The following is a 19,832-nucleotide window of genomic DNA, read 5'->3' on the forward strand; positions in this document are numbered from 1 at the left end:
TTTAAATTCTTTATTTATTCTCTATTAGCCATGAAAATTAGTCTACCTTTTCACTCGCATTCTGTTGTAAAAGTGATCACCAACGCTTGTTTGTTGATCCTTATTATATCTGCTGTTCATATTATAAGCGTATTCACTACCTTCGATAGTCATATCGACAATATTAAAATCATCAATAAACTTAATAATCTGAAAACATCCACCAGTGGCTTACTGTATGCAGCACATTATCACCCACAAGATATGTCATATATTGTTAAACAGGCTAATGTACAACTACCTGAGCGAGCATTTTTTGAAAGTTCTTGGTTTAATACACATCAAATAAATAATGCCAATCAAGATCTTGCCAAGCAATGGCAAGAGATTCAAAGCACCATTGACCAACGTCGTTTCACACAAACAGAGCAACTGTTACCCGCTTTTAATGATGCTTTAGATGATATTATTGGGCAGTACCAAATTCTTGCTACTAAAAAAATGCATATTATCTACCTTGCAGAAGTGTTCAGTTTTTTATTAATTATGTTGGTCGGTATTACACTTTTCTTGTATTCAAAAAAACAGATAGTTGAGCCAATTAAACAGTTAGTAAAAAATGTCAACGCCATAAAATCCCATCGTTTCAATCTCGCTTTTCCTCACTCTAACAATGAAATAGGTGTGCTGTCTCAGGGAATAAAAGATACTGCAAATGAGTTAAACCATTTGATTGGCACAATGAAGACCCAAGTCTCTGAACAAACCATTGCACTTGAGAAAGCCCATCAAACGATTGAATTTCTTTACTCTATTTCACAGCAGTTAAGCACCGTTAAACTCACCTCTCCGATTCTTTATCATGCCTTAAATGCATTAGCGAAACATGCAAACTTAAATAAGCTCTGTTTAGAACTTAATAACGGTACATTTATCACTAGCGAAAAAGGGTGTGCTGTTGTTGATGAAGCGATGCAACGGATTCCTATTATTATTAATGGTAAACCTTACGGACATCTAAACTATGTGTTGATAAGCCCATCACAGGAACAACATGCGCTCATCGAAAGCTTCACTGGTCTTGTCGCCAGAGCCCTATATCAAGAAGAGCATAGCTTACAAGAGCAAAAGATATTACTGATGGAAGAACGAAGTATTATTGCACGCGAGCTTCATGACTCTATCGCCCAATCGCTCTCATTTTTAAAAATTCAATGTACGCTATTACATCGCCAAGTCAATGCATCAGAGCAGCAACAAGCACAGCAAACTATTAGCCACATTGAAGAGGCTGTTTCTGATGCTTACATTCAACTACGCTCATTACTGTCAACATTTCGCTTAAATGTTACAGAATCAAATTTTAAAGAAGCGATGACCGTGATGATAAAAACATTGCAAAAACAAACTAGTGCAGTCATCTCAATCAAGAAATTTGAAACACATTTTTACACCGATGCCAGCCAACACATTCATTTGTTACAAATTGTCCGTGAAGCCATTATTAATGCCATTAAACACGCTGAATGTGCCCATATCGATATCTCATGCATTATTACCGATCAGCATAAGGTATGGATTAGTATTATTGATGACGGATTGGGGATCATTGATAATAGTGACAAAGATAACCATTATGGGCTATCTATCATGAAACAACGTGCAGATGAATTAGGTGCAACACTTTCATTTACTAGCTTAACCAAAGGAACAGAAGTTAAGCTAATTTTCCCTTACAAAAATGCAATACTTAATCAAGGAGCAGAAAATGCCTAATTTAACACGAGTTATGATAGTTGATGACCACCCACTCATGCGCAAAGGGATCCAACAGTTACTATCTATTGAGCCAAGCTTTCATGTGGTAGCAGAGGCAACCAATGGTATTGAGGCAGTAAGTTATGCCAAGAAAGTACACCCAGATTTAATCTTACTCGATTATAATATGCAGGGGATTTCTGGTCTGGAGACTCTTAAAGCACTTAGAAAAGATAACTGTCCCGCTAAGATTATTATTTTAACTGTTAGCGATAACAAACAGGATGTCATTGCTATGATCAATCAGGGTGCTGATGGTTACCTATTAAAAGATTCAGAGCCAGAACAACTACTAGAAAATATCATTAAGGTATTATCTGGCAAACTTATCGTCACCGAAAAGCTCTCTGAGTTTTTAAACGAACTTGATGATGAAGATAATGTTCGTGAAAAATTAGCTAACCTCACTAAGCGTGAACAACAAATTATTAGTGAAGTTGCCAAAGGCTTAAGTAATAAAGAGATATCCGAGAGTTTACATATCTCTGAAGGTACGGTAAAAGTACATGTTAAAAGCTTACTTAAAAAACTTGCCGTAAAATCACGCGTTGAAGCTGCCGTACTATACCTACAGCAACCCAAATAACCTCTAACCAGTTCGGAATTTATGCTTTCAGATACAGTAAAAAAACAGATCCGACACGGGTATGATAAATTAACTCAAGCTTTGCCTAATTTTGCAAAGCGCAAAGCACAAAATTATCTGGTTGCAGAAATTGCAAAAGTACTTTCTGGTGAATATGAGAAATCGCGTCGCATATTAGTGGCAGAAGCAGGGACAGGCATCGGAAAATCATTAGCCTATATTCTCGCCGGACTCCCAGTTGCACAGGCAAATAACAAAAAATTAATCATCTCGACAGCGACCATCACGCTACAAGAACAGTTGATTAATAAAGATCTGCCGTTTTTTCTTCAGCATAGCGATTATAAATTTAGTTTTACATTAGCTAAAGGTCGACATCGTTACTGTTGTGAGCATAAATTATTAGCGACACAAGACCCAAAGGGAGAGAATGGTCAAATAGCGCTATTTGAAGAGAAGCCTAAACTCGGTGATATGGCATTATTAAAGCGCCTAACACAAGCTTACCTTGCAGGAAAATGGCAAGGAGATCGAGATAGTTGGCCTACACCTATTCCTAATCGTATTTGGCAACATATTGCTTCTGATAAGTTTAGCTGTAAACGTGCGCTTTCTAATCATCGTCAATGTCCCTTTCATCGTGCACGTGACGATATTAATAAAGCCGATGTTATTGTAGTCAACCATGCGCTGTTACTTGCTGATCTTGAATTAGGAGGAGGTGTTATTCTACCAGATCCTGATCAATGCTTTTATGTTCTTGATGAAGCACACCACCTGCCCAAAATATCGCGGGACTTTGCCAGCGCATCAGCTAATTTAAAAATCGCTCAGGATTGGCTAAAAAAGCTAAAACCACTTAACCAGCATATTTCAAAAAATATTAATAAACACACCACTATCACTCCATGTTTAAATTTATTAGAAAGCGGTGTTGAGTTGGAGCAATCATTTAAAAAAATAGAACACTTTTTCAGAGATAACCCGCAGCTTATTGGTGAAGAAAATCAATGTCGCTTTGAACTCGGAGAATTACCCGATTCGCTATTAAACATTGTTAATAACGTTGAACTAGAGAGTAAAAAGGGTCTGGCAGCACTTAACAAGCTAGCTTCAATCATTGATGAAGAGATCAAAGACGATAACATTAAACCTCGTGATGCAGAGCCTCTGCTGATTGAGGTTGGACTTTCCCTGCAACGTTTCGAAAATATATTCAATCTCAGTAAAATGTTGACTAAGGAGCGCTCTGACAAACATCCTCCTATCGCGGCTTGGGTCGACAATGAAAATAATGAATTAAGCCTGCATGCTTCACCGATTGAAGTCGGTGGCTTGCTTGAATATATGCTTTGGTCTCAGGCTGCCGGCGTTATTGTATGCTCAGCGACACTTACTTCCTTGAATAGCTTTGACTATTTCAAACGCCAAAGCGGGCTACGAAATGATGATGGTACTCAATACTTACGCTTAAAGTCGCCCTTTGATTATCCAAGTGTCGATCTGATTGTTGCCGATATGCAAAATGAACCCACGCAAAATGATTTTGACAGTGAGTTAGTTGATAAAATTGAAAGCTTAATCGAAGACAAGCAAGCAAATTTGGTATTATTTGCTTCCTATTGGCAGATGAATTTAGTGGCCGATAAACTTGCTAAAAAGTATGGACAAGCACTTCTTGTTCAGGGAGTATTATCACGTAGTCAATTGATTCAAGATCATAAGCTACGTTGTGATAAAGGCTTAACATCGATCTTATTTGGAACAGGTAGTTTATCTGAAGGCTTGGATCTTCCTGGGCACTACTTGACCAATTTAATCATTACCAAACTCCCCTTTGCAGTGCCAAACTCTCCCGTCGAAGAAGCACATTCAGAGTGGATAACATCACAAGGTGGTAATCCATTTATGCAGCTAGCCATCCCAGAAACCAGCAAAAAACTTATCCAGTCTTGTGGGAGATTAATTCGTAAAGAGCAAGATAATGGAAAAATCACTATTTTAGATAAACGTGTCAAAACAAAACGTTACGGTAAAGGTCTTTTAGACGCACTGCCTCCTTTCACTATTAAATTTGAGCAACATAAATCATGACAGAAGTACTACTTGATCCGAGTACTTGGATATTATTAGCAGGCATTGGATTGCTCGCTGGCTTCATAGATGCGATTGTCGGAGGGGGGGGAATGCTCACCGTACCAGCTCTATTAAGCTTAGGTTTACCGCCTCACTTAACCTTGGGCACGAACAAACTATCAGCATGTTTTGCTTCTGGTACAGCCGCTTATACCTATTTTAAAAAACAATTATTTACCCCTAGTTTTTGGAAACAAAGCCTTTACAGCACCTTTATTGGTGCGCTGATAGGAACAATATTAGTCAACTTTATAAGCCCTGAATGGTTAGAAAAGTTACTGCCATTGATTATACTTTTTGTCGCGTTATACAGCCTGTTTAATCGCATGCAACAGCAAGATGGTGATAGCTTACCTTTGCCAGATAGTCAGTTAAAAATTAAACAACGTTTGCAGGGATTACTACTTGGTTTTTATGATGGCTATGCAGGGCCTGGTACAGGTGCATTTTGGGTTATTTCCAATATGCGCTTATATAAACTTAATATTTTACTCGCAAGTGGCGTCGCGAAGTCGATGAACTTTATCAGTAACTTTACATCGTTACTGGTATTTATCTACTTTGGTGAAGTTAATTGGATTATCGGGCTAACCATGGGCGGTTGCTTAATGCTAGGCGCGTTTATTGGCGCACATTCTGCGATTCATTTTGGAGCCAAATTCATCCGTCCAATATTTATTCTTATCGTCATGATTATGGCCCTTAAATTAGGTTACAGTGCATGGTTCAGTTAAATCAGCACTCCATTGCGCCACTTAAAGTACAACTAAAAGCGCTAAAGGTACGTTGCCAACAAATAGACAGTCAACTGACACAGACAGAGAATCGTTGCTTTGTTTTTGAAGCGCATCAGTTTTCAAAACGCAGTTTAACGCTACTAGGTTATCTTGAACAGATAGAACAAACACTGCGCTCATTACAGACAAGCATCGATAAAAATCGCCCAGATCTACTCATAAAGATTGAATGTGAACAGTTTGTCATCCAATTTCAGTTACTATTACAACTGGTTCAATCGATTGAACAAGGCAAAGGTGATCTACTTTATAAATCTTACTCATCCCCTAAAGAGAAGATATTTCAACAATTACAAAAGCAGTCTGAGTATGAACACCGTTTGCTTACGATGATTGCTGAGCAGGAAGAGATACTAGCGAGCGACCCGAACTGTGAACGTGGCTATATCAAAGAGAAGATTGAGGCGTTAAAAGTACGCTTTCATAAATGTAATACATTTACCCAAAAATTAGAGTTTCAACTTGAGGAGATAAATGATGAGTGAAGCGCAACATAGCTTAGCCGAAGCACCACCAGCCGTTCAGCTAGCGGTAGATTTAATCGAGTTACTAGAGGTTAATCATATCGACAATAAAACAGCGATTGAAGCGTTGCAGATTGTATTAAATGACTTCCAAAAAAAAGCACAGTCGGATTAATGACTGTGCTATCTGCTATGATAATGAGTTAACATCCCCCCTTAAATTGTAAAACGTTCAATACGTCGATCTACATCTTCAGAAAGCGATTTCACATTTAAACTCTCCACCTTGGTCTGCTCACTTGCCTGCTCAGTTTCTACTGATATATCACTAATACTGACCATTGCGCGTGCAACTTCGTCAGCAACAGCGGCTTGCTCAGTAGTCGCAGAAGCAATTTGACCTGTCATATCATTAATATGCGCAACATGTTGCACCACTAATTTTAGCTTTTCATCCGTATTAATAGCGGCCTCACTGGTTTGCTTAGCTGCTACTTTACCCTCAGTCATACTTTGCGAGGCTGTTTGTGAAAGAGACTGTAGTTTCTCAATAATTTTTTGAATTTCCACCGTTGAGTTTTGTGTGCTATGGGCAAGACTTCTGACTTCATCTGCAACTACGGCAAAACCACGTCCCGCTTCACCTGCTCGCGCAGCTTCAATCGCGGCATTTAATGCTAATAAATTAGTTTGATCTGAAATAGCAGTGATCACACTCAGTACCTTCGCAATTTCAGATGATCCCTCTTTAAGCTCTTCCACCACTTGCCCAGCATGATCTATTTTGCCAGATGCGTTATCAACAAGTTGCATTGTTTCTGCGACCATCAAACTGGCATCACTAATCATATCGCTGGTTTCTTGTGTTGTATTCGATGCCGTTAAAGTATTTCCTTCCACCTCTTTCACAGTCAATGACATCTGTTCTATTGCACTAACTACCGTTTGAATCTCTTGCGTTTGTTTATTCACGCCCCGATTCGTTTGTTGTGCAATAACAGATAAACTATCGGAGGCAGTGGTTAAATCTGTTGATGAGTTAGATAACTTGGTCAGTAGTGCATGAAACTCAGTAAGCATCGCATTAATGGAACTGCTTAATAGGCCAAGTTCATCTTTACCATGCCCTTCGAGTCGTTGCGTGATATCACCAGCCTCCACTTTCGCCATCACCTTTTGAATATTACCAATCGGAGATATTACTGCGCTAATGATTTTCCAGCCAATAAAAGACAATACCAATACCATCAAAGAGACAATGATTGCCATTTCGATGATTGAATCTGTTGCTTTCTTATTAATATCACTAATATAGATGCCGGTACCGACGACCAAGCCCCAAGGTTTAAAATGTAAGGCGTAAGAAATTTTATCTTCCGCAGGTCCATTTGCGACCTGTTGGAACTGGTATGCGGTGTAGCCTCTATCTCCACCAACTTTGGTACCATTATAGATATCTTGATAAACATACCGGCCATTAGCATCTTTGACCATGGCAACGTTACCACCGGTTTTTTTACCCTTAAGTGTCGCTTTTAAAATCATATCTGTAGTGAATGCAAAGAAGTAACCATTACCACTGTATTGCATCTCAGGGAGATACTCGTAAAATGCATCTTGGGCTTCCTGTAGTGTTAATTCATTCGTCTTCACTTTACGATGATAAGTTTTTAAAATGCCTTCAATGGACTCAATTTGTACTTTTACCTGCGTTTTTCTATCTTCATACATCTCCTGTTTTAAGAGAGAGATACCGCTATAACCGATAAATAAAATCGATAAAAACGAGAAGATAACGAAAAAGTATACTTTTTGTTTAATGGTAAATGACACTGATAAATTCCTTGTATAAGTGGTAAAAATTGTTTTTTTGGATATGTCTTATATTGTTTTTAAAGGCAGGAAAAACCGCTTGGTTTTTCATCCCCTATTTCTGTTACATCAATGAACTCACCTTCAAATGATTCTACAATTGCAGTTTCAGGGCCATTTTCTAGCCACTGAATTAAGCTGAGTAGCGATGCCTTTTTTGCTAACATCAAAACCTCTACTGAGCCATCTTGTAAATTCTTCGCATGCCCTAAGACATTAAACCGTTTAGCTTGTTTCGATGTAAAATAGCGAAAACCAACACCCTGAACTTTGCCTTTGACTATCGCTTTGTAAACGTATTGAATGTCTTGCTCTTCCATGTTCTATTTCCTACTAAAACAATGATTTATTAACTAAACAGTAAGAATAGTAGACCGTTCCCATTTTGCACCTTTAAAAGATGACAATAGTCAATATTAATGACAATAAACGAATCTCAGTATGGTTATGATGCGTTAGTTACATGCTTTTTTAAATTTGACCAAGTCTGTGGTAGCCATGTTTCAGGCAATGGCCATTTATCAGGTGGGAGCGCAAGACTTAAGGTTTCAGAGCAAACAAGTGGCTGGCCTTTAAATTGATGGCTTAGATAATGACCACTATGTAACGCTCTGTTTAATATAAGTGTTTCGAAAACTGGAAAAACATGTTTTTTGTTGCTCTGACTCTCATAGTCATAAATAACATATACCGCTTTTTCATCCACTTTTAAACAGTAGATAAATCCACCAAACTCAGGCTCCTGAAGGCGTGTTACTGCTTGGACATGGTAGGTTTCTTCAATTACCTGCTGTGTGTTTATATCTTTTAAAATTAGAGGGTAAGGATTATCTAATTTTTGTAACCAACGATAAGAGCTAAATGATGCATAACATCCACTGGCGATAACCGACAACCATGCTAAATAAGGAAGTGCCAAAAAATTGGTCAGAATTTGGCTATATTGCGCAAGATAACTTGCAATGCCACTGACCATTAATAACCCCAATAAGCTAAACCCCCATAAAACCAAAAAATTAAGGGTCGCTTTTAACAACCGTTTTCGAGGAGTCATGGCACGTTGCAACAAGTGTTGCAAATAGTCTAATTCTTCAGCAGTACTAGCACGTGCAACGCTAGACACACTTAAATCACTTTGACTCATCTTCATCACGAAGAAACTTAATTTCAGAAAAGCCCATACGTTCGAACTCATTTTTTCGATGGTTTTTAAGGATACCTTGACCACGGCAACTCATCGCTAACTGTTTTTCCATCTCCAAGAACTGCGTTAAGTCGATCCCTTCTGCATCAGCAACAGCTTCGTAAATATCGTGGTACACACCATAAGAAAATTGCATCGTTTTACGCTGTTTTTTAAAAACATAAGTCACTTTACGTGCCATTTATTACCCTTTATATTTTGTCTGTTGACATTTTATTCCATTGTAGAATACATATTACGCTAACTTTTATACACGGCAAGGCAAATAATACTGAAGTTTATATTAAAGGAAGAAGGAACTAATAATGAACAAAAAATGATGGATAAAGTATGTAGTGAGGAGCTAACTAATTGAAAAACTCTAATCAGGTACAATCCTTCGCACCTTAGCTATCAACTTTTTAAATGGAGCTTAATTATAAGAAAACACGTGCACCAATCATCCACATATTATCTTTTTTATTTGAAAGATCAGTACCTAAATCCACTTGGTAACCTGCGTACCCTATTACATTGGGTGCAAAGTTATATTCAACTTGTAACGCAGTCTGATTTAATAAAGTATGTTTTTCGATGTCATCCTTCATCTCTTCGTAGTTTAAACTGATATTAAGACTGTTTTCGAATGCGTAAGCAATAAGCGCTTCGATATCACTACTTTCTGCATACACTGTGTCGCTTCCAGGGCGGTAAGCAAACTCACTTTCTCCGTATATTGCAGCGACATATAATCCTTGACCGTAAGTACCATATTTAGCGGCCACTTTTGTAACCGTCGCATTTTCTTTACGGTTTTCCGACTGGTACTGAACATCACCAGCATTATAAGTTGCACCGATGGTAAAAGCAGAAAAATTTAAAGATAGTGCTGCTTGGTAACGCGCATCATAATCATCAGTGTCGGTTGATTGTGCGCCTTGAGCCGCGACACCAATATTAATTGCCATATCAGATGATAGGCTGAAACTGTTACGATAGCTCAGCATATCATCAGCTCGACCTGTTGCTAGCTTCCCCATATCACTGTTATATAAATTCTCGTTTGCAAACGCAATTGGTATATCTGCAAGACCATTTATATCATAAGTGGGGGCCCACTGTGTTCCCACAACCATCTCACCGTAACTATCATGCGTTAAACCAAGGTACCCTAAACGCGTACTTAACGCTTGCTCGCCACCTTCCATATTAACGCTCCATTCAACAAGCGCATCGGCAGTAAATCCATTCCCTAAATCACGTGTAGCAGCAAAGTTAATTCGCGGAGAAACAGAGTTTACACCGGTATCTCCTTGCTCAGACCCAACTAGACCCGCTGAGATATGTCCCCCTACAGAAAAAGTATTCACTTCATCTGCATATAACTCTGTGGCAGAACCTGCATTGCTGAATAGCATTGCAGGGATAACGCTAGCAAGTAATGTTTTTTTCATATCTATTTAAAACCTATTTTCTAAGAAAGTATAAAAAGGATGGAACTTTGTGAGAATCAATTTGTCTCGAGCAGGACAGTAGCAAAAGCATTTTTAGATAGAAACATAGCAAATACCAAATAAATACCACCAAAAAACGATGACTAATGTAAAGACAACCGTTTATTTCAATGTTTTGGTTTACTATACTGCGTTGTAATTAACATCCTCCTATTCGTGTTCTACTCATCCATTCAAGGCACCTTATGAAGCTTATTATTCAAATTATTAAACGTTATTGGCTATTTATTAGTACCGTTATTTTAGCGCTCATTACCGTCCTTTCTTTAACCCCCCTAACACACCTTCCCGAGGCACCAGGTAGTGATAAAGCACATCACTTTTTTGCATATGCTGCGCTCTATTTTCCCGTTGCTCTGGCAAAGCCAAAACAGTGGAGATGGATAGCATTACTCTTTGTTGCATGGAGTGGTGCAATTGAACTCATTCAGCCCTATGTTAATCGCTATGGCGAGTGGCTAGACATGATAGCTAACTGTATTGGCTTAATAGTTGGTTATTTAGGCGCAATAATTACCAATAAAATTATCAAACAATAATGATCTCACAAGCGTTAGAAAAAAAATTATTACAGCTTAATAAAAGTGATGAAATAAACCACCTTGAACTCATCCAAGGAGTTTGGGGAGGATACGGGCAACTAATACGTGTTTCATTTTCTCAGGGTGTCCACAAATCACTGGTTATTAAGCTTATCAATACACCTCAGCCCAACAGACACCCTAAGGGTTGGAATACTGCTATCTCCCATCAACGAAAATTAAACTCTTATCAAATTGAATCTTATTGGTATCAGCATTATGCTAACAAGCTACAACAAACTGACTGTCGGGTACCTCGCTGTTTATGGATTGATCAATCTGAACGACAACAAGTATTAGTGTTAGAAGATCTTAGTGTGGCAGGCTTCCCTCGTGTAAAAAAGCACTGTTCATTAACAGAGGCAAAAACTTGTTTGAGTTGGCTAGCGCAATTTCACGTAATACATTTACAAAAAAAACCAGCGGGGTTATGGCCAACAGGTAGCTATTGGCACTTAGCTACACGTCCAGACGAGTTGCATGTTTTACAGGACAAAGCACTTAAAAAAGCAGCTATTTCACTGGATCAATGCCTTGCACAAACACCATACCAAACCCTTATTCATGGTGATGCCAAACTAGCCAATTTCTGTTTCTCTGAAAATGGGGAGCAGGTAGCCGCTGTTGATTTTCAATATGTGGGCCAAGGTTGTGGCATGAAGGATGTGATTCTATTTATTAGTAGTGCCGTTATCCCAGAGCATTGTGCGCAATTAGCCCCTATTTTAGTGGATCATTATTTTGAAGCACTACAAAAAGCAACCGTCAATACAGAGTTTAATGGTCAACAATTAACAGATGCTTGGCGGCCCCTGTATGCAATTGCATGGGCTGATTTTCAACGTTTTGTTAAAGGATGGTCTCCCAATCATTGGAAAATAAACGACTACACTGAAACGCTGACATTACAAGCACTCGATAGCTTAACTGAACTCAATAAATTGGAAGGCTGAAATGAACCTAACCTTCGAGCAGCTCAATCAGTTAAGTGATCTTGCATTAAGTGCAGTTTCATTAGCCGGTAAATACATCAAACAATATGATCGAAAACAGCTACACACTCAACATAAAAACTGTGGCAGTAGTATAAGCTCACAAGTTGTAACCGAAGTCGATATGCAATGCCAAGCATTGCTCATCAAAACCTTGCAAGCGAGCTGTACACAATATGATATTGCTTTACTCAGTGAAGAAAACTGCTCATATATGCCAATCAATGAACACCCTCGCTTAACTCAGCAAGCATTTTGGTGTATCGATCCTCTCGATGGTACTCTGCCTTTTATTGAAGGAAGAGATGGGTATGCAGTGTCAGTCGCATTAGTTTCTCAAGCAGGTAACCCAATTTTAAGTGCTATTTATCTCCCCGCTTCTGATACCAGCTATCAGATTAAGTTTAATCAACACCAAACAGCGCAAGTCTTAAAAAATGGCCAGCCATTTAAACCCAAAAGCAACGAACACAGACAATCATTACACCTATATTTCGATCAAAGCTTCTTAAACACTGTCGAGTACAAAAGGCTTTTGCAACAATTGACGGGGCTTTTACCAAAATTAGATTTATCAGACTTACAGGTGATAAGTGGGCATGGTGCAGTGGTTAATGCTTTAATGTCCCTAGAAAATTGCCCTGCCTGTTATATTAAATTACCCAAAGCGCATCAAGGAGGTGGTGCAATATGGGACTTTAGTGGTACAGCCTGCATTAGTCATACGCTTGAAGCTTGGGTCAGTGATATTAATGGTCAGCCGTTAACACTAAACCAACGTGATAGTTATTATATGAATGAAAAAGGAGTGTTATTTGCCTCTGATAACATTATCGGTGAAGCAGTGGTTAATTTGCTAAAAAATTAACCCACTACGAATTTTCAACAATTAGCTCTCTGATTGATAAAAGTCTAAATCAAAAAGCTTGTCACGCACTTTCCAAAATCGCCCCTCTTTATGAGCGATAACAACATCAGGGTGACGTAATCGATGTTGATTTCGAATCACTTTCGTTGGCGCACTTTCGATAAAAGGTCGATGCCTATCAATTAAATGAGGCTGGATAAATTGTCGTAAAAACAATTTTTTTTGCGCGACAGTCGAAAGTTGCCAAACCTGTTTAATCTCTGAATTATCCTCAGAAAAATAACTAACGGTTAGTTGTAGCTTGTCGAAGCGATTTTTAGTGGCAACTAACTGCATATCGACACATTTTAAAATCATGGCATCCTTTAAGTTCATCGCTTCACGCAATTTTTTATCCGGATCAACTAAGACATGATCGCAACCACCGCAACGCCGCGCTGCAATATCATTCGCTTCACCACATGACTCACAAATTTTAGCGCGAAAACGATAACCACAAATATCCCGGATACCATCTTCACCTAACTTGTAACCTTGACACTGTCTCCCGTAGTGTTCAATAACAAAACCAGCCGGATCTACCTTGGCCCAAAAGTTATTATTGAACTGGCAAGCAGGACAAGGAATAGTAACCATCTCACTTTCACTATTGGGCTTAGGTTCGCCAAGCTCAGGCTGATAGAGATCATAACAATTACCAGCGAACTCCATCACCAAGCAATCCTTTTTACCCTCAGATAAACGAAGCCCTCGCCCGACAATTTGCTGATACAAGCTCAAAGAGGCCGTTGGACGTAAAATAGCAATCAAATCAACATGTGGCGCATCAAAGCCAGTCGTGAGCACCGAAACATTTACCAAATATTTTATCTGCTGATTTTTAAAAGCAGTAATGATTCGATCACGCTCATCAATCGGAGTATCTCCGATCACAAGAGATGCATTTTCGTCACTTAAGTAACTCATTATCTCGTGTGCATGGCTAACAGTTGAGGCAAAAATCATCACACCAAGGCGATCTTTTGCTTGTTCTACCACCTGCTTTATCATTAAAGGTGTCGCTCGTTTCGCTTTCTGTATCACACCATCTAGATCCGACTCTTTATAATGCCCTGCTTTAGAGGGACTGATAGCAGAGAAGTCATAGCTTAATACCGCCATATCCATCAATTTAGGTGGCGTTAAAAAGCCTTCATCTAAAAGAAAACGAATTGGAAGATCAAAAATACAATCACGAAAAAAGCGTTCCTCTGTAGATCGTACCTGTCCACGTGTATGATATTGATAAATCCAACCTAACCCTAAACGGTATGGTGTTGCCGTTAAACCAAGTATTTTTAAAGTGCTGTTATTACTTTTCAGGTGTTTGATAACCCGCTGATAAGCACTATTTTCATCAAGGGGTACGCGATGGCATTCGTCAATCACCAATAAACTAAACTGTTCAGTGAATTGCTCAAGGCTGTTTACAATCGATTGAACCGATGCAAAGACTACCTGTTGATCTGACTCTTTCCGCCCTAGGCCTGCAGAAAATATGGAAGCGTTTAAATCGTAACTTTCATATTTTTTATGATTTTGTTCCACTAACTCTTTTACATGAGCCAACACTAACACCCGACCTCGTGCTAATCGAGCCAGCTCAGCAATAATAAGACTTTTACCTGCTCCAGTTGACAAAGCAAGCACCGCAGGTTCACTGCTTTTGCGAAAATAATGAAGTGTCGCGTTGACACTGTCTTGTTGATAGGGACGCAGAGTATACATTGTTTTCCAAATGGAAGAATTTATTAGAACTATGGGTAAAAAATCGTAATAATGACGCTACCTATCCTAACCTAGGCATTAAGAACATGGCAAATATTACTAAAACAGAACTTATTCAACAACTTAACCTTTGGGGAGCAGAAAAAATTTCTGCAGAACAGTTACAAGATTGGATGATCACTCATTATGATCCACCTGAAGTGGAAATTGGTATTGGTGAAACTGAATGGGTCGTAGAGGCGATGAACATTATTATGAATGAGTATGAATTAGCAAAGCTTGAAAAATTTAAACCTGAAGGCTACCAATATGCATTAGCCTTTTTAGAAAGCGATCAAGATACTTTTTATCAACGTAAACATGCTTTTGTACACGATGGATTTTCTGATTAAGTCCTTATCAATTAATAATGCGCAGTAACTAATACCAAACGAAGTAAATAAATGATCTATTTTACTGGCTAAAATAACTTATCTCTGCGTTAAACTTTCGTGAAATGAACAAGCATTTACGTAAAAATTTTCTTTAATTAAGTCGTTTTTTCTGAGCAAAATTTAGAATAAAACTAAACTCGATTGTTATTAAACAGCGCGCATTAATTGCATTTTTACAAAATCACTATGCTATATCGATAGGTGGCATAATATAACCTTGGTAGCCATCTGCTCTCAAAGATTTAATGGTTTGCAGATGCGCTTCATCTTCAATACCGGTAATGATAACTTTAATGCTTAATCCTCTGGCAATATTGACTAATGCTCGGCAAAGCTCTAAATTTTGCTTATTCTCGTGTTGATCTTCATTATTATAGCAAGAGAGTGACATATCTAGTTTGATATAATTTGGTTTGATTTGCTGCAAATAAGTGAGTGCCCCCATCTGCCTTCCACAATTATCGACACCAAATTGTGCACCCGCTTGGGTAATAATATCGCAAAGATGTAAAGCCGATGCTAGGTTCTGAGTGATCCCTCCTTCAGAAATTTCAAAATGTAATTTTTCTGGGGAATCTATTTCTGCTAAAAACGACACCAACCATTGATGAAAATCTGAATTAGTCACACTTTCACGTGATAAATTTACTGCAATAGGCTCACTGTGCAACGATAATAAATTATCTTTATAAATGGTTTCTAATAAACACCTATCGAGTCTATGCCCAAGTGATAAACGTTCAATATAGGGAATAAACTCACCTGCTCTCACGACTTTGCCTGCGATCTCTAAACGACAATAGATCTCTCGATGCAACACTTTATTATTTTGACAAGTTTGAATAGGCTGCCATTGAAAGAGAAATTGATTGTCATGGATAGCGGTTAGTAACTGTTCTCGCCACGCCTCACGGCTAAGCTCTTGCTGTCCTTCAACATAGAACCAATGGCTTATTTTATCTTCATTGAGGGCTTTTTGAAGCGCATTATCAGCCTGTGATAATAACTCTACACGGCTTACCCCTAAACGGCGCTCACTGACCCCAATTGCAAAACGCTGGTTGGGTTCACAGCCTGCGTTTAACATCTCTTGATTGATTAATCGAATAAGAGATTGTAAATACTCTGTTATTTGCTCTTTCTCTGCTTTACGAATTAAAAATGCAAACTCTGTATTTGCGATTCGGGCAACTAATGCGTCACAAGACTTAGATAGATCTTCATTAAATTTTTGTGCTAAAACTTGAATTGCTTGATCGCGCATTTGATAGCCATACTTACTATGGATATCATCCAACCAATTTAAATCAGCCAACAAAAGGGCACCAAATCCCGGTTCATTTAACCAACTATTGAGTTGCCCTGTAAAATATAAACGATTGGGTAATTGTGAAACATGATCACACAAGGTTTCATGTTTGAGATTATCAACCTCTTCATCTAATGCAGTGAAAACTTGTTTTAGTTGTCCTGACATTGAATTAATTGCCACCACGACCGCTTTCAACTCAGTGGTACTAGGTAAAACCATATCTGGATTAAATTTTCGCTTAGATACATCTTGAGCATGCTGCACAACCTCATGTAAAGGTGTCAAAATACGGGCTAAACGCCAGCGTAATAACATGATAGATATTAGAAATAACGCAGCTAACACCATCAAGGTATCGTTCATGATACGCCATAATTCAAGGTAACCAATTGCTGGATTGGATTCCACTCTAAGGGTGGCGAGTTGTAACCAGCCAGAAGTAATGGTGACCTCTTTACTTTGCGCCTCAAAAAGATTTAATTCGACAAACCATTGCGGTACTTTTTGAATACTAATGCCATTGTTCCATTGCTGTTGTTTTTGGTCTGCAAGCCACGTCAAACTCACTTGTTTGTAAAATCCTCCCTCAAAAATCACATTTACTAGGGTATCAACGGTGGCTTCATCACCAGTCTCTAGATGAGGTTTCAACATTAAACTTAATGAAGTCACCGTATTATTTAAATCCGAGTCCATCTGATTGACCATAAATGCTTTGGTCTCAGTAAATTGAAAATAGACTAAGCTCGACATCACTAATAAAAACAGTGCAAATAACAGTGAATTTATCTGATTAAAAAGGGTCATTTTTTACTCCATTCTCAATTTAGGTTGTTTGAGGTTTGAGACCCCCATACGTTGATTTAGATCTGTCCACTGTTTTAGCCGATCTGATTTGCCAGCAAGTACGCCTTGTCCTTTACTCTTATTCAACCAAAGCTGTTTACCATTAAAACTATATACTGGTATCAGATCCTTACGCTTCGTTGCGAGTTTTATTCTGCCATCAATATTATCGAGGATAAGTGGAATTGAAGCGGGTGTCTCATAATAAGCAACGACCATATGGTACTGGTTTAAAGTGACCGCCTTGACCATGGTGATACGCATTTTTTCATCCGCTATCCCTAACTCAAGTAGAGTGAAGTATTTAGCAATAGCAAAATCTTCACAATCGCCACCATTCACTCCAATAAACTCGAGTGGGGTCGCCCAATAATTACTCACCCCCCATAACTTAATATCATCTACAAAGCGTAATAGATTAAAAAAGTGATTTACTTGTTTTAACTTCTCTTTCTCTTCTAGTTGATACGATTTATCCATTAAGCGGAACCAGGCAGTTCCTCGTTTACCTGCCCGATCACCATAATTTTTAGTAAGTGCATTAACAATTTTTGATTCGTTGAGCCTACCCAGCTTTTGCGCATGTAATACAGAGAATGAAACGAGTAATAAACTACTCAATATCACTACCTGCAACTTAGGCAAAATCGATGAGTTTCTCAAAATATTAACTACTCCACTTCGTTATCAACACTATAAATAGTCCATTTCATATCGATCAGGTTTTTATCGCTACTAATTTCAGCTACGATACGACGATTTCGCGCATGGATGTATTCATCATCACCCTCTAACAATAGTTTATCAAATCCATAACCTACAGCAGTGATTCGAGCGCTATCTATCCCGTACTTCTGCGTTAGTATTTCCTTAATCGCATTAGCTCTATTTTGTGATAAACGTTTATTCAGTGATGCCTTACCACGTATACTAGTATGCCCCTCAATAGTGACAATCGCTTGTGGAAACTCCTGCATAAATTGAGCAAGTTGCTCAATCTCGGGGAAGTATTGTGCTTTTACTTCATAGGAATTAGTATCAAAGTTGACTTCCAATTTGCGACGAACTGTTTCTACGGTTTGCGTGCCACAACCTTGGTTATTAACCAGCGCACCTGAATAAGTATCAGGACACTCATCTCGTGCTAAAATGATCCCGTCACCTTCCGTGTCGGTTAAATCATATTTTTGAACGGTAGGTTGTTCTGTCATATCAACGATATGCGTTGAACAAGCCGTTAATAACAGTACAGATAATAAAGTTAAAAATTTCACTGCGTAACGCCTCCATCAAACTGCTGTTCGCCTAACCAGCTGCTAGGGCGTGTCACACGAAGGGCTTGTACAAGTAACCCCATTGCATGCAAAATTCGGTATTGTGCAGATATTTCAGTAAACTCTGCATCTAAAAAGTCTCGACGTGCTTGATAAAGTTCATTTTCAGTATCCAGCAAATCTAATAAACTGCGTTGACCAATTTTGAACTGCTCTTTGTAATCAGACTGGGTATCTTTAGAAGCGATTACATGCATTTTAATGTATTTCTTTTGTAAATTGAGTTGCTCAAACGCATTCCATGAAAGAATAAAACCTTCACTTACTTGACGATGCACATTTCGATTAAGCTCAGTTGCTTCACTCATTTTATAGGCAGTTTCCTTCGCGTAAGCGTTATCTTTACCACCTGAAAATAGATTGTACGAGACTCGTAACATCGCAATCACTTCATTATTATCACCACCAACATCAACATTGCCATTGATACCATTTTCACCATCAATGTTGTCGTTCATATTGGCATTTACATCAATCCAAACTTTAGGGTAATAGTTTGAATTAGCAGTGCTATGTTGCGCTTTAGCTGCTTGAATATCATTAGCTGCGGCTTTAATAATCGGATGATTTTCAAGTGCCATTTCGATACCTTGCTGCTCGGTTTCTGGCAATAATGAAGCATCAGGATAGGGGATCACTAAGTTTTCTGGTTTTTGCTCAATAACACGATAAAAAGTAACTTTGCTATCTAAAAAATTATTTTTCGCTGCAATCAAATTAGAATGTGCTTTAGCAAGACGGCCATTAATTTGCGATAGATCCGCTGAACTACCAAAACCTGAGTCTGTACGTTGCTTTATCTGCTCATAAATTTCTTCATGGGCTGCTAAGTTTTTTTCTGACAGTGCGACCAGTTTTTCAGCTTTAATCAAGTTAAGATAAACTTTACTCACCTCTAACGCTAAATCTTCTGCCATACCATATAAACGCCATTGCTCAGCACTGGTCGCATAGCTTGTTCTATCTACTTCGCTGCTCGTGTGAAAACCACTGAATAGTTCTTGTTTTAAATTAAGCCCAATCTCTCGGCGTGTTAACTCCTCAGTATCATCATCACCGTTTAGTCCAGAACGACGCGTACCGGGACTGTCTGTATATTCATAACCGATACCAGCAGTAGCATCAAGTGTTGGCCAATATCCAGCTTCAGCCTGCTCAACTTGTTTTTCACTGACTTTGAAACGGGTATACGCCGCACGTAATTCAGGATGAGTGTCAAAAGTAAAGGCGACTGCTTGTTCAAGCGATTGACTATTTGCCAGCGAAGGTAACAACATTACGCTACACAGTAACCCGATTGTCCCTTTTTTTACTAAACTGAAACGTTGCTGTTTCATACTAACTCCATG

The 19,832-nt window shown here is 38.6% G+C and carries 20 protein-coding genes; 10 read left to right on the forward strand and 10 right to left on the reverse strand.

Annotation, left to right across the window (positions count from 1 at the left end; genetic code table 11):
* Positions 1-30 precede the first annotated feature (30 nt).
* From CW745_RS14235 to CW745_RS14260, 6 genes are read left to right on the forward strand one after another with little or no spacing between them, the layout of a single operon-like run.
* Entirely contained in the window at positions 31-1,755 is a 1,725-nt protein-coding gene (locus CW745_RS14235; protein WP_238596827.1) for a histidine kinase, read from the forward strand.
* Positions 1,748-2,383, forward strand: coding sequence for a two-component system response regulator NarL (gene narL, locus CW745_RS14240; protein WP_101109359.1), 636 nt, complete (start codon positions 1,748-1,750; stop codon positions 2,381-2,383). The genes CW745_RS14235 and narL overlap by 8 nt, the downstream gene beginning before the upstream one ends.
* Before the next feature lie 21 nt (positions 2,384-2,404).
* A complete protein-coding gene (dinG, locus tag CW745_RS14245; protein WP_101109360.1) occupies positions 2,405-4,477 on the forward strand; it encodes an ATP-dependent DNA helicase DinG in 2,073 nt (690 codons plus the stop codon).
* The gene (locus CW745_RS14250) at positions 4,474-5,253 is read left to right on the forward strand and encodes a TSUP family transporter (protein ID WP_101109361.1); all 780 of its coding nucleotides are present in this window, start codon (positions 4,474-4,476) and stop codon (positions 5,251-5,253) included. The genes dinG and CW745_RS14250 overlap by 4 nt, the downstream gene beginning before the upstream one ends.
* Positions 5,241-5,801: a primosomal replication protein PriC gene (priC, locus tag CW745_RS14255; protein ID WP_101109362.1), complete on the forward strand. Its 561-nt coding sequence runs from the start codon at positions 5,241-5,243 to the stop codon at positions 5,799-5,801. Before CW745_RS14250 ends, priC begins: the two co-directional genes overlap by 13 nt.
* Positions 5,791-5,955: a YbaM family protein gene (locus tag CW745_RS14260; RefSeq protein ID WP_343226087.1), complete on the forward strand. Its 165-nt coding sequence runs from the start codon at positions 5,791-5,793 to the stop codon at positions 5,953-5,955. Before priC ends, CW745_RS14260 begins: the two co-directional genes overlap by 11 nt.
* A gap of 41 nt (positions 5,956-5,996) precedes the next feature.
* Here the strand turns inward: CW745_RS14260 and CW745_RS14265 are convergent, their stop codons facing one another.
* From CW745_RS14265 to CW745_RS14285, 5 genes are all read right to left on the reverse strand, one after another.
* On the reverse strand, positions 5,997-7,613 hold the full coding sequence (locus CW745_RS14265; RefSeq protein ID WP_101109364.1) for a methyl-accepting chemotaxis protein: 1,617 nt from the start codon (positions 7,611-7,613) through the stop codon (positions 5,997-5,999).
* A 59-nt stretch (positions 7,614-7,672) separates the two neighbouring features.
* Complete coding sequence (locus CW745_RS14270; protein WP_101109365.1) at positions 7,673-7,972, reverse strand: acylphosphatase; 300 nt, start codon at positions 7,970-7,972, stop codon at positions 7,673-7,675.
* A 125-nt stretch (positions 7,973-8,097) separates the two neighbouring features.
* The gene (locus CW745_RS14275) at positions 8,098-8,796 is read right to left on the reverse strand and encodes a hypothetical protein (protein ID WP_101109366.1); all 699 of its coding nucleotides are present in this window, start codon (positions 8,794-8,796) and stop codon (positions 8,098-8,100) included.
* Positions 8,783-9,037: a DUF2960 domain-containing protein gene (locus CW745_RS14280; protein WP_101109367.1), complete on the reverse strand. Its 255-nt coding sequence runs from the start codon at positions 9,035-9,037 to the stop codon at positions 8,783-8,785. The genes CW745_RS14275 and CW745_RS14280 overlap by 14 nt, the downstream gene beginning before the upstream one ends.
* Before the next feature lie 235 nt (positions 9,038-9,272).
* Positions 9,273-10,289, reverse strand: coding sequence for a porin (locus tag CW745_RS14285; RefSeq protein ID WP_101109368.1), 1,017 nt, complete (start codon positions 10,287-10,289; stop codon positions 9,273-9,275).
* Between the two features lie 245 nt (positions 10,290-10,534).
* Here CW745_RS14285 and CW745_RS14290 point away from each other — a divergent pair, with 245 nt between their 5' ends.
* Genes CW745_RS14290 through CW745_RS14300 form a run of 3 tightly spaced genes read left to right on the forward strand, consistent with a single transcriptional unit; the run spans position 10,535 to position 12,790 of the window.
* Positions 10,535-10,888, forward strand: coding sequence for a VanZ family protein (locus tag CW745_RS14290; RefSeq protein WP_101109369.1), 354 nt, complete (start codon positions 10,535-10,537; stop codon positions 10,886-10,888).
* Positions 10,888-11,883, forward strand: a complete 996-nt coding sequence (locus tag CW745_RS14295) for a phosphotransferase (RefSeq protein ID WP_101109370.1) — start codon at positions 10,888-10,890, stop codon at positions 11,881-11,883. Before CW745_RS14290 ends, CW745_RS14295 begins: the two co-directional genes overlap by 1 nt.
* 1 nt (position 11,884) lies before the next feature.
* On the forward strand, positions 11,885-12,790 hold the full coding sequence (locus tag CW745_RS14300; protein ID WP_101109371.1) for an inositol monophosphatase family protein: 906 nt from the start codon (positions 11,885-11,887) through the stop codon (positions 12,788-12,790).
* Between the two features lie 21 nt (positions 12,791-12,811).
* Here the strand turns inward: CW745_RS14300 and CW745_RS14305 are convergent, their stop codons facing one another.
* Positions 12,812-14,557 carry a DEAD/DEAH box helicase gene (locus CW745_RS14305; RefSeq protein ID WP_101109372.1) on the reverse strand — a complete coding sequence of 582 codons (1,746 nt, stop codon included), beginning with the start codon at positions 14,555-14,557 and terminating at the stop codon, positions 12,812-12,814.
* Between the two features lie 86 nt (positions 14,558-14,643).
* Between CW745_RS14305 and CW745_RS14310 the strand changes: the two genes are divergently transcribed.
* Positions 14,644-14,949, forward strand: a complete 306-nt coding sequence (locus tag CW745_RS14310; protein WP_101109373.1) for a hypothetical protein — start codon at positions 14,644-14,646, stop codon at positions 14,947-14,949.
* A gap of 226 nt (positions 14,950-15,175) precedes the next feature.
* Here CW745_RS14310 and CW745_RS14315 read toward each other — a convergent pair whose 3' ends face one another.
* The 4 genes from CW745_RS14315 to CW745_RS14330 are packed head-to-tail and all read right to left on the reverse strand — an operon-like array spanning position 15,176 to position 19,820.
* Entirely contained in the window at positions 15,176-17,110 is a 1,935-nt protein-coding gene (locus tag CW745_RS14315) for an EAL domain-containing protein (RefSeq protein ID WP_101109374.1), read from the reverse strand.
* A gap of 3 nt (positions 17,111-17,113) precedes the next feature.
* Positions 17,114-17,770 carry a transglutaminase-like cysteine peptidase gene (locus tag CW745_RS14320; RefSeq protein ID WP_101109375.1) on the reverse strand — a complete coding sequence of 219 codons (657 nt, stop codon included), beginning with the start codon at positions 17,768-17,770 and terminating at the stop codon, positions 17,114-17,116.
* 50 nt (positions 17,771-17,820) lie between these two features.
* Complete coding sequence (locus CW745_RS14325; protein WP_238596829.1) at positions 17,821-18,423, reverse strand: OmpA family protein; 603 nt, start codon at positions 18,421-18,423, stop codon at positions 17,821-17,823.
* Positions 18,420-19,820, reverse strand: coding sequence for a TolC family outer membrane protein (locus CW745_RS14330; RefSeq protein ID WP_101109376.1), 1,401 nt, complete (start codon positions 19,818-19,820; stop codon positions 18,420-18,422). The genes CW745_RS14325 and CW745_RS14330 overlap by 4 nt, the downstream gene beginning before the upstream one ends.
* Positions 19,821-19,832 lie beyond the last annotated feature (12 nt).

The organism is Psychromonas sp. psych-6C06 (assembly GCF_002835465.1).
Lineage (GTDB): Bacteria > Pseudomonadota > Gammaproteobacteria > Enterobacterales > Psychromonadaceae > Psychromonas.